Annotated in this window: 8 protein-coding genes; 1 reads left to right on the forward strand and 7 read right to left on the reverse strand. The window is 70.3% G+C overall.

Features of this window, described 5'->3' with window-relative positions:
• Positions 1–394 precede the first annotated feature (394 nt).
• Positions 395–1,402 carry a stage II sporulation protein M gene (locus ACFVW8_RS36685; RefSeq protein WP_389697930.1) on the reverse strand — a complete coding sequence of 336 codons (1,008 nt, stop codon included), beginning with the start codon at positions 1,400–1,402 and terminating at the stop codon, positions 395–397.
• Positions 1,403–1,523: 121 nt separating this feature from the next.
• Between ACFVW8_RS36685 and ACFVW8_RS36690 the strand changes: the two genes are divergently transcribed.
• Entirely contained in the window at positions 1,524–2,633 is a 1,110-nt protein-coding gene (locus tag ACFVW8_RS36690; RefSeq protein ID WP_389697932.1) for an RDD family protein, read from the forward strand.
• A gap of 160 nt (positions 2,634–2,793) precedes the next feature.
• On the opposite strand, the gene ACFVW8_RS36695 is transcribed toward ACFVW8_RS36690, so the two are convergent.
• From ACFVW8_RS36695 to ACFVW8_RS36720, 6 genes are all read right to left on the reverse strand, one after another.
• Positions 2,794–3,405, reverse strand: a complete 612-nt coding sequence (locus tag ACFVW8_RS36695; RefSeq protein ID WP_389697934.1) for a hypothetical protein — start codon at positions 3,403–3,405, stop codon at positions 2,794–2,796.
• A 224-nt stretch (positions 3,406–3,629) separates the two neighbouring features.
• Entirely contained in the window at positions 3,630–5,087 is a 1,458-nt protein-coding gene (gene ahcY, locus ACFVW8_RS36700; RefSeq protein WP_389697935.1) for an adenosylhomocysteinase, read from the reverse strand.
• Positions 5,088–5,330: 243 nt separating this feature from the next.
• Positions 5,331–6,491, reverse strand: a complete 1,161-nt coding sequence (locus ACFVW8_RS36705) for a cation diffusion facilitator family transporter (protein ID WP_389697937.1) — start codon at positions 6,489–6,491, stop codon at positions 5,331–5,333.
• Positions 6,492–6,580: 89 nt separating this feature from the next.
• Positions 6,581–7,783, reverse strand: a complete 1,203-nt coding sequence (manA, locus tag ACFVW8_RS36710; RefSeq protein ID WP_389697939.1) for a mannose-6-phosphate isomerase, class I — start codon at positions 7,781–7,783, stop codon at positions 6,581–6,583.
• Between the two features lie 179 nt (positions 7,784–7,962).
• Positions 7,963–9,099: an SIS domain-containing protein gene (locus ACFVW8_RS36715; RefSeq protein WP_389697941.1), complete on the reverse strand. Its 1,137-nt coding sequence runs from the start codon at positions 9,097–9,099 to the stop codon at positions 7,963–7,965.
• Between the two features lie 46 nt (positions 9,100–9,145).
• Positions 9,146–9,328 carry a Trm112 family protein gene (locus tag ACFVW8_RS36720; protein WP_389697943.1) on the reverse strand — a complete coding sequence of 61 codons (183 nt, stop codon included), beginning with the start codon at positions 9,326–9,328 and terminating at the stop codon, positions 9,146–9,148.
• Positions 9,329–9,575: the final 247 nt, after the last annotated feature.

The following is a 9,575-nucleotide window of genomic DNA, read 5'->3' on the forward strand; positions in this document are numbered from 1 at the left end:
TCCGATTCCCGGTCGAAGCGGGTCTCGCGTTTTTCGCTTTCCAGTTCTTCGCTTTCGCGTTTCCCTTTCCAGCGGTTTCAACCTTACCAGACTCGCTTTCGTTCCGTTTCCGGTTCGAATTTGATTTCCGGTGACCGTTGAAGTGGCCTTGCCTTTCGGCTGATTCGACTTTATCAGAAGCAGTTCAGCCGAACTAATCGGCTTCATGTTCCAGAGAGTGGGAATCAATGGCTCTGCGGAAATTCAATTTCCGGTGAGAACGAGATGACGCTAACTGCTGGGCCCGAACTTGTCCAGTCCGAGGCAACCGTTCGAATCTACCTCCCCCGGTCCGCCGTGTCAACGGTTTTTGGGGCGAAGAGGAGACTAGCAGGTCAGGAGAGGCGTACGCACATCAGGCGGCCACCGGGAGCTCGGCGCTGCGTTCGGCGTCGGCGATGTCGCCTGCGTCGCCGGTTCGGGCCGCGCGGCCGCCCAGGACGTAGACGTACGCGAGGAAGGCGAGCTCGGCGGCGATTCCTATGGCGATACGGGCCCAGGTCGGGAGGCCGGAGGGAGTGACGAAGCCTTCGATGACACCCGAGACGAACAGGATCAGGGCCAGGCCGATGGCCATGCCGAGCGCGGCACGGCCCTGTTGCGCCAGAGCAGTGCGCCGGGTGTACGGGCCGGGGTCGATGACTGTCCAGCCCAGGCGGAGGCCAGTGCCCGCTGCCACGAAGACGGCAGTCAGTTCGAGCAGTCCGTGCGGAAGGATCAGGCCCAGGAAGGTGTCGAGCCGGCCGGCCGACGACATCAATCCGATGCCCACCCCGAGGTTGAGCACGTTGAGGAAGAGGATCCAGATGACCGGGAGGCAGAGGAACGCTCCCAGTACCAGGCACATGGCTGCGGCCTGAGCGTTGTTCGTCCAGACCTGGGCCGCGAACGAGGCCGCCGGATGGCTTGAGTAGTAGGTCTCGTACTCCCCGCCCGGATTGGTCATGCCCCGGAGGTCCTCCGGGGCGGCGATGGCCGACTGGACTTCCGGATGGGCTCCGATCCACCAGCCGATCAGTGCAGCCAGGAGCGTGGAGAGAACTGCTGTCGGTATCCACCAGCGCCTGGAGTGGTAGACCGCTGCGGGGAATCCCGCGGTGAGGAAGTGCGCGGCGTCGCGCCAGGAGGCGCGGCGGGTTCCTGTCACCGTGGCGCGAGCGCGGGCCACCAGTTGTGTCAGCCGCGCGATGAGCAGGGGGTCCGGGGCACTGGACTGGATCAGGGAGAGATGGGTTGCCGTGTGCTGATAGAGGTCGACGAGCTCGTCGGCTTCGGCGCCGGTGAGCCTGCGCCCGCGGTGCAGGAGATGGTCCAGGCGGTCCCACTCGCTGCGGTGGGCGTTGACGAATACGTCGAGGTCCATGGTCGGCTGCTGCTCCAGGCATGGGTGCGTACGGGTCCGTACTACTGCGGCGCGTTTGCGGGTCAGCTTGGCAGACTGTGGCCGCGAGGGGCAGGCAAGGTCGGTGAAGGGTGGGGCGGCGATGAGTGAGCTCGTGACCGGGGACGCGGTCGTGCTGGGGCTGCGGCCGGCGAAATTGCCGAGCCGCGCGCTGGCGCTGGTCATCGATCTGGTTGTGGTGGGGGCGGTGTTCGTCCTGGTATCGATCGGGCTGGTCGTGGCGACGGGCGCACTGGACGAGGCGGCATCCGCCGCCATCTCGGTGGCGGCCTTTCTGCTGGTCCTGGTGGGAGGACCGATCGCGGTGGAGACGCTCAGCCATGGCCGCTCGCTGGGAAAGCTGGCGTGCGGGCTGCGGGTGGTGCGGGACGACGGAGGACCGATCAGGTTCCGGCACGCGCTGGTGCGTGGGGCCATGGGTGTCGTGGAGATCCTCATGACGCTCGGGGTGGTCGCCTCCGTCGCGTCGTTGGTGTCGGAGCGTGGACGTCGGCTCGGGGACGTCTTCGCCGGCACTCTCGTCGTACGGGAGCGGGTACCGGCGGGGCGTGCAGCCGCGGTTCCGCCTCCGCCGCCCTGGCTGGTGGGACGCTTCGCCGGGCTGGATCTCTCCGCAGTGCCGGACGAACTGTGGCTGGCGGTACGCCAGTACCTGACGCGGATGCACCAGCTGGATGCCGACGTGGGCCGGACCATGGCCGAGCGGCTGGCCGGGGAGCTGGCCGGGTGGACCGGGGTTCCGTCTCCGGCCGGCGTGCCCGCCGCCGCGTATCTGGCGACCGTGGTCAACGAACGGCAGGTGCGGGACGCGCGCCGGTTGTTCGCCGCCTCCCAGATGGGGGCTGAGGGCCCGGGTGGTACGGGATTGCAGGTGGGGGCGCCCGCCCCGGTGGGCGGCGGGGGCGTGAGTGCACCATGGGGCTCAGGTACTCCGGTGGGGCTTGCTGGCCCTGGTGTCCCTGGCGCCGCGGTGGCTCCAATGCCTCCCGGCGCTCCCGGCGCTCAGGCTGCCCCTGCGGGTCCTGATGCTGTTCGTCCTGCTCCCGCGGATCCGGGCGTTCCGGCGTTCCCTCCTGCGCCTCCTGCCCAGGCACCTGTCCGGCCCACCACGCCGACCACACCGGCCGGGCCGGCGGACCCTGTGGCGGGTTCGGCGCGGCCGCCCGCTACCGGGTTCGCGCCGCCTGCCTAAGGGCTGTCCCGTAATCCCTGGTGGATCAGCGTGCGGCGTCAGATGCGGTGCATCGCAAGGCGCCGGAGCGCACTCATCGCGGAGCGATTCGGGCGTTTCGGCAACGCGGCGAGGTGCCGTAGCTGTCGTCGCGCGCCCACCAGGGGTTACGGGACAGCCCTTAGCGGGGCGATGGCGGGGACTCCAGCTCTTCGAGCTCGATGCCCGGGGCCGAGAGGACCACGTCGCCTGCGATGTGGACAGTGTGCTGCTCGCCGGTGTCCAGGGCGTTGACCTGGTATTCGTCCACGGTCAGCGGGCCGTTGTCAGTGGCGTGCGCTTCACTGTTGACCAGAGCCCAGGACTGGTCGACGGTACGAGGGGCGAGGACCGGATCCGTGAAGGCGACGACGCGGAGACGGGTCGCGGGGGAATCGGGGGTGAGGCGCAGAAGGCGAGCGGTCGCGATGAGAAAAGAGGGGGAAGTGCCGGTGAAGGTGTGGGCGCGGACATTGCCTTGGGTGGCGTGAGTGCCGGTCGGATCGGTGCGGACCCAGGTGACGCCTTCGAGGGCGGCTCCGCGGATCTGCCAGCTCGCGGCGTGGAGTTCGAGACGAATGGGGCGGCCGAGTTCATCGAGGGTGAGGTCGATGGATCCGAGGTGATCGCCGGACGGGGCGGTCGTCTGGGAGACATAGCGCCAGCCCGAAGGGCCTGGTGCGCAGTGGAAGTGCTCTTCACCGAGGGGGGTGTGGTCATGAAGATCGTGGAGCGAATATCGGCCGCGGGGCATGGGGTCCTTCAGGTTCCTCGGGCTGTGCGGGTGCGGTACGAAGCAGGCCCCCGACACGGGGGTGCGGGGGCCTGCGTTCGTAGCTGCTGCTGAGTCACCGGGCCTGCCGACGCTGTCGCGTCCGCAGGCTCCGGAGCCGGGGCCCCGGGGTCCGCCGGTGGACGGTCGTCACTGACCGGTGGTGACCATGGCCGGTCACCGGCGGGGCCGCCGTGGCTACGGGATCAGTAGCGGTAGTGGTCGGACTTGTACGGGCCCTCGACCTCGACACCGATGTAGGCGGCCTGCTCCGGGCGGAGCGTCGTGAGGCGCACGCCGAGCGCGGCGAGGTGGAGGCGGGCGACCTTCTCGTCGAGGTGCTTGGGCAGCACGTAGACGTCGGTCGGGTACTCCTCGGGCTTGGTGAACAGCTCGATCTGGGCCAGGGTCTGGTCCGCGAACGAGTTGGACATGACGAACGAGGGGTGGCCCGTGGCGTTGCCCAGGTTCAGCAGGCGGCCCTCGGACAGCACGATGAGGACCTTGCCGTCGGAGAACGTCCAGGTGTGAACCTGCGGCTTGACCTCGTCCTTGACGATGCCGTCAATGGCGGCGAGGCCCGCCATGTCGATCTCGTTGTCGAAGTGGCCGATGTTCCCGACGATGGCCTGGTGCTTCATCCGGGCCATGTCCGCGGCCATGATGATGTCCTTGTTGCCCGTCGTGGTGACGAAGATGTCGCCCTGCTCCACGACGTCGTCGAGGGTGGCCACCTGGAAGCCGTCCATCGCCGCCTGAAGGGCACAGATCGGGTCGATCTCCGTGATGATCACCCGGGCGCCCTGGCCGCGCAGGGACTCCGCGCAGCCCTTGCCCACGTCGCCGTAGCCGCAGACGACGGCGGTCTTGCCACCGATCAGGACGTCGGTGGCGCGGTTGATGCCGTCGATCAGCGAGTGGCGGCAGCCGTACTTGTTGTCGAACTTCGACTTGGTGACCGCGTCGTTGACGTTGATCGCCGGGAACAGGAGGGAGCCGTCACGGTGCATCTCATACAGCCGGTGCACACCGGTGGTGGTCTCCTCGGTGACACCGCGGATCTCGGACGCCAGCTGGGTCCACTTCTGCGGGGCCTCGCCGAGGGTGCGGTTCAGCAGGGTGAGGATGTTGGCGTACTCCTCGCTGTCCGCCGTCGACGGGTCCGGGGCCGACCCGACCTTCTCGAACTCCACGCCCTTGTGGACGAGGAGGGTGGCGTCACCACCGTCGTCGAGGATCATGTTCGGGCCGCCGGTCGGGGTGTTCGGCCAGGTCAGGGCCTGCTCCGTGCACCACCAGTACTCCGCCAGCGACTCGCCCTTCCAGGCGAAGACCGGGACGCCGGCGGGGGCGTCCGGGGTGCCGGTCGGACCGACCGCGATGGCCGCGGCCGCGTGGTCCTGGGTCGAGAAGATGTTGCAGGAGGCCCAGCGGACCTCGGCGCCGAGGGCGACCAGGGTCTCGATCAGCACGGCCGTCTGCACGGTCATGTGCAGCGAACCGGTGATGCGGGCGCCGGCCAGCGGCTGCGTGGCGGCGTACTCCTTGCGGATCGACATCAGGCCGGGCATCTCGTGCTCGGCGAGGGTGATCTCCTTGCGGCCGAAGGCTGCGAGGGAGAGGTCGGCGACCTTGAAGTCCTGTCGATTGGCGACCGTAGTCATACGGGCTGCTCCTCGTGATGGGTCGAGGGTGGGTGGGCGGCTCTGCGGCGCCGGACATACGAATGCCCGAACGGCTCGCAGCGCAGTCCGTCGGAGGCCCTCTCTCCCTCGGCCGGTCCGCGTACGGACCGCTCGACCGCCATCAGCAGCGACGTCTGGCACTGCCGTCGAATCTACACCGAACGGCCCAGCCGCTCCCAGCCCACCGGGTCGGAAGCTGCCGGGAAGGCGCATCGGATGCGGTCAGTGGCCGGAATCCGTCGGATCGGCCGGGGTGTCGGGGGCCTCTTCGGGTGCGGCAGGTGCGGGAGGTGCGTCGGTTGCGGGTGCGGGTGCGGAGAGTTCGTCGGGTGCGTTCGGGACCGGTGCGTTGGGCGTTGGTGCGTTGGGGGTTGGTGCGTTGGGGGTTGGTGCGTCGTGTCCGGCTGATGCGGACGGTACGGCGGTCGATCCGCCCGGCTCCTTGGCCGGGTTGGTGCCGGCCCGGGCCGCCGTCTCGCTGTAGATGTCCGGTTCCAGGTAGATGACCCGGGCGATCGGGACCGCCTCGCGGATGCGGGACTCGGCGGCGTTGATGGCGTTGGCGACCTCGGTGGCCGTGTCGTCGTGCTGGACCGCGATCTTGGCGGCTACCAGCAGTTCTTCAGGTCCGAGGTGGAGCGTACGCATGTGGATGATGCCGGTGACGGTGTCGCCGTCCACGACCGCGGCCTTGATCTTCTCGACCTGGTCGGTGCCGGCGGCCTCGCCGAGCAGCAGGGACTTGGTCTCGGCGGCCAGGACGATCGCGATGGCGATCAGCAGGATGCCGATGCAGAGGGTGCCGATGCCGTCCCACACGCCGTCACCGGTGCCGATGGCCAGGCCGACGCCTGCGAGGGCGAGGACCAGACCGATGAGCGCGCCGAAGTCCTCCAGCAGGACGACAGGGAGCTCGGGGGCCTTCGCGCGGCGGATGAACTCCGTCCAGGACAGCGCACCGCGGGTCTCGTTGGACTCCTTGATGGCCGTACGGAAGGAGTAGCCCTCCGCGATGATCGCGAAGACCAGGACACCGACCGGCCAGTACCAGGCCTCGATCTCGTGCGGGTGCTTGATCTTCTCGTAGCCCTCGTACACCGCGAACATGCCACCGACCGAGAACAGCACGATGGAGACGAGGAAGGCATAGATGTAGCGCTCGCGCCCGTACCCGAAGGGGTGCTGGGGGGTGGCCTCGCGTTTGGCTTTCTTGCCGCCGAGCAGCAGAAGTCCCTGATTGCCCGAGTCGGCGAGCGAGTGGACGCTCTCCGCGAGCATCGACGACGAGCCACTGAACAGGAACGCCACGAATTTGGCCACTGCAATCGCGAGGTTGGCGCCGAGCGCCGCCACGATCGCCTTGGTTCCGCCTGACGCACTCATGGGTGCCTGGTGTCCCTTCGTTCGGTGCTGCGGCCCCGGCGGCCGCCGTACGGCCGGACATTGTTGCAGTCCCTGGTGCGGACGGTATGTCAGGCCACCACAGTGGCGCGGAACAGCGTGCCCGTGCCGGACACTTCGGTCTTCTCCCCGGCCGGTACGAAGACCGAGTCGCCGGCTGCGAGACCGAGGTCGCCGGCCTGGGGCGCGCCTGCCGTGCAGAGCAGGATCTGAGGGGTGGCCACGGTCAGGTCGACGGGGGCTGCGCCGGGCGAGAGGTCGAAGCGGGAGAGCCGGAACTCGTCGACCGGCGTCTCGTACACCTCTTCGCCGGAGGGCGACGCCTCGGGGCGCAGGACTCCGGGATCGGTCGCCTCGAAGCGGACGATGCGCAGGAGTTCGGGTACGTCGATGTGCTTGGGCGTCAGCCCGCAGCGCAGCACGTTGTCCGAGTTCGCCATGATTTCGACGCCGAGGCCGTCGAGGTAGGCGTGCGGGACTCCGGCGCCGAGGAACATGGCTTCGCCGGGCTGGAGTTGTACGTAGTTCAGCAGCATGGCCGCGATGACGCCGACGTCGCCCGGGAAGTGGTGGGCGATGCGTGCGTACGGGGCGTATGTGCCGCCGAGCCGTTCCGCGGCGGCGGCCGCGGCGGTCACCGTCTCCGTCATCTGTGCCGGGTCCGCGGTGAGGATCGCCGTGAGGACCTCGCGCAGTGCGGCTTCCTCGGGGTGTGCCCGGAGCAGATCGGCGTACGGCTTGAGGGAGTCGACGGAGAGTCCCTCCATCGCCTCGGCCGCCTCGATGGGACTGCGGAAGCCGCACAGGCCGTCGAAGGGGGTCAGCGCGCAGATCAGTTCGGGCTTGTGGTTGGCGTCCTTGTACGTGCGGTGGGGGGCGTCGATCGGGACGGACCGGCGCTCCTCGTCCGCGTAACCCTGCTGTGCCTGGGCGAGGTCGGGGTGGACCTGGAGGGACAGCGGGGCTCCGGCGGCGAGCAGCTTGAGGAGGAACGGGAGACGGGGGCCGAACTTCTCGACGGTGGCCGGGCCGAGTTCGCGGACGGGGTCGGCGGCGATGACGTCAGTGAGGGGCTGCTCGGCGGAGGGCGTGACGGCCGGCGACGTGGCGGCCGGCGCGGAGCCGGTGCGGGTTATCCGGGAGGGGGCGCCAGGGTGGGCGCCCATCCACATCTCGGCCTGGGGCTCGCCGGTGGGGGCGACACCCAGCAGGGCGGGGATGGCTGTGGTGGAGCCCCAGGCGTACGGGCGCACGGTGTTGGAGAGCCGGTCCATGGAGTTCGTCCTCGTGCTTTGTGGGATGCGCGGATCTTGATGGGTGTGCGGGTGGTGCCTTGATGGGTGTGTGTGCGAGTGGTGCGAGTAGCGGGTGGTGCGCGTGGTGCGTGGTGCCGGTGGTGCGTGGTGCGCGTGCCGGTTCGGCCGTTGCCCTGGAGCGTGGCCGTCCGGGTGTCTCAGGCTCGGGCTTCCGAGGCGAGTGCCAGGTAGACGGCGGCGAAGTCGGTGACCGCGAGGAGCTCGGCGAGAGCTTCGAGGCTGCTGCCCTCCTCCGGTTCGAGCTCGCTGATCGGCGTCTCGTGGCCCAGGGCGAGCTCGCGGGCCGCGGGGGCCGCGCTCAGGCCGCCGGTCGGCCGGTCGCGCAGCAGGACGACCCGGGCGTGCAGCGCCTCCGGCTCGTCGACCCGGTCGCGGAAGAACTCGTCGGGGTCGGCGCCGGCGGCGAAGGCCCCGGCCAGCAGGCCCCCGTGGGCCGGGAGCGCCTCGGGGAGTTCGGCGGCGAGAGCGGGCCGGCCCGAGAGCTCGGCCAGGACCGCGGCGAACCTGCGCCCGACCGGGGCCGCGGCCTCGCCCTCGGTCCAGACGAGGGGAAGACTGTCCGCGAGTTCGGCGGCCAAGGTCTTCGCCGGGTTGCTGTACGTCGCGATGGCCGGTCCACAGCGTTCCGCGGTGCGGTCCAGGCGATCGGCGACGCTCTGCAGCGTCTCCGGGGGCGCGGTGACCAGGCCGACCCTGTCGAGCAGCGCGAGCAGCGGGGTGAACAGGGCCCAGAGCGTGCCCGGGCCCGCCGCCGACGTCTCGGCGTCGTACTCGCCGTGCGGGGCGGAAGCCATCGGTACGACGAGGCCGTGCACGCCGTCCACCGCCTCGCGGAGCGGGGACTGCCGTGGGGCCACGGCCACGACGGTGCAGCCGCGGCGGTACGCCTGCTCGGCGACGAGCGCCAGGCCGGGTTCGGAGCCGTCCGCCGTGGCGATGAGCAGCAGGTCGAGGGAGCCGGCCCAGCCGGGCAGCGTCCACCTCATGGCGCCGGCCGCGGGGGCGACGCCTGTCGGGTGGATGCGCGTGACCGGCGCGGACGCTCCGGCGAGGGCGCCGATCAGGTCGGCGACGCCGGATGCGGCGGTGCCGGAGCCCGCGACCAGGACCGCGCGTGGCCGGCCCTCCGGGTTCAGCGCGGTGATCCCGGCCTCCGTCGCGTGCCGGGCTGCGGTACGGACCCTGGCCCCGGCCTCGGCGGCGCCGCGCAGCAGACCGCGGCGGTCGGCTCGGGCCAGGGCTTCCGGGGCGTCGAGCAACGACTCGTCGAGCATGGGGACGGTCCTCCGATCACGTGCTGGTCACCCGGGGTATGAGCCCTTACGCGGGGCGGCGGGCCTCGTCGACGAGGAGGACGGGGATGCCGTCCCGTACCGGGTAGGCCAGGCCGCAGTCCTTACCCGTGCAGACCAGCTCGGGGGTGTCGGCTGCCGACCGGTCGTCGAGGGGGGAGTGGCAGGCCGGGCAGGCCAGGATCTCCAGGAGGCCGGCTTCGAGCGGCATGGGGTGGGTCCCTTCGGGGGGCGCGAGTGCGTGTTCTTGGTCATGGATCGGGCGACGTCAGCCTACCGCTGGGGTGGCGGGGGCGCGGCCTGGCCCGGGGCGCTGGGCGGGGGTGTGGTGGGGGCGATGCGGTGCGGTGCCGGGTGGGGCGGTGCGGTGCGGTGGCGGGTGGGGGCGCAGTGCGGTGCCGGGCGCGGGTGGGGGCGATGCGGTGCGGTGGCGGGTGGGGGCGCAGTGCGGTGCCGGG

It is taken from the genome of Streptomyces sp. NPDC058221, from assembly GCF_042882365.1.
Classification (GTDB): Bacteria; Actinomycetota; Actinomycetes; order Streptomycetales; family Streptomycetaceae; genus Streptomyces.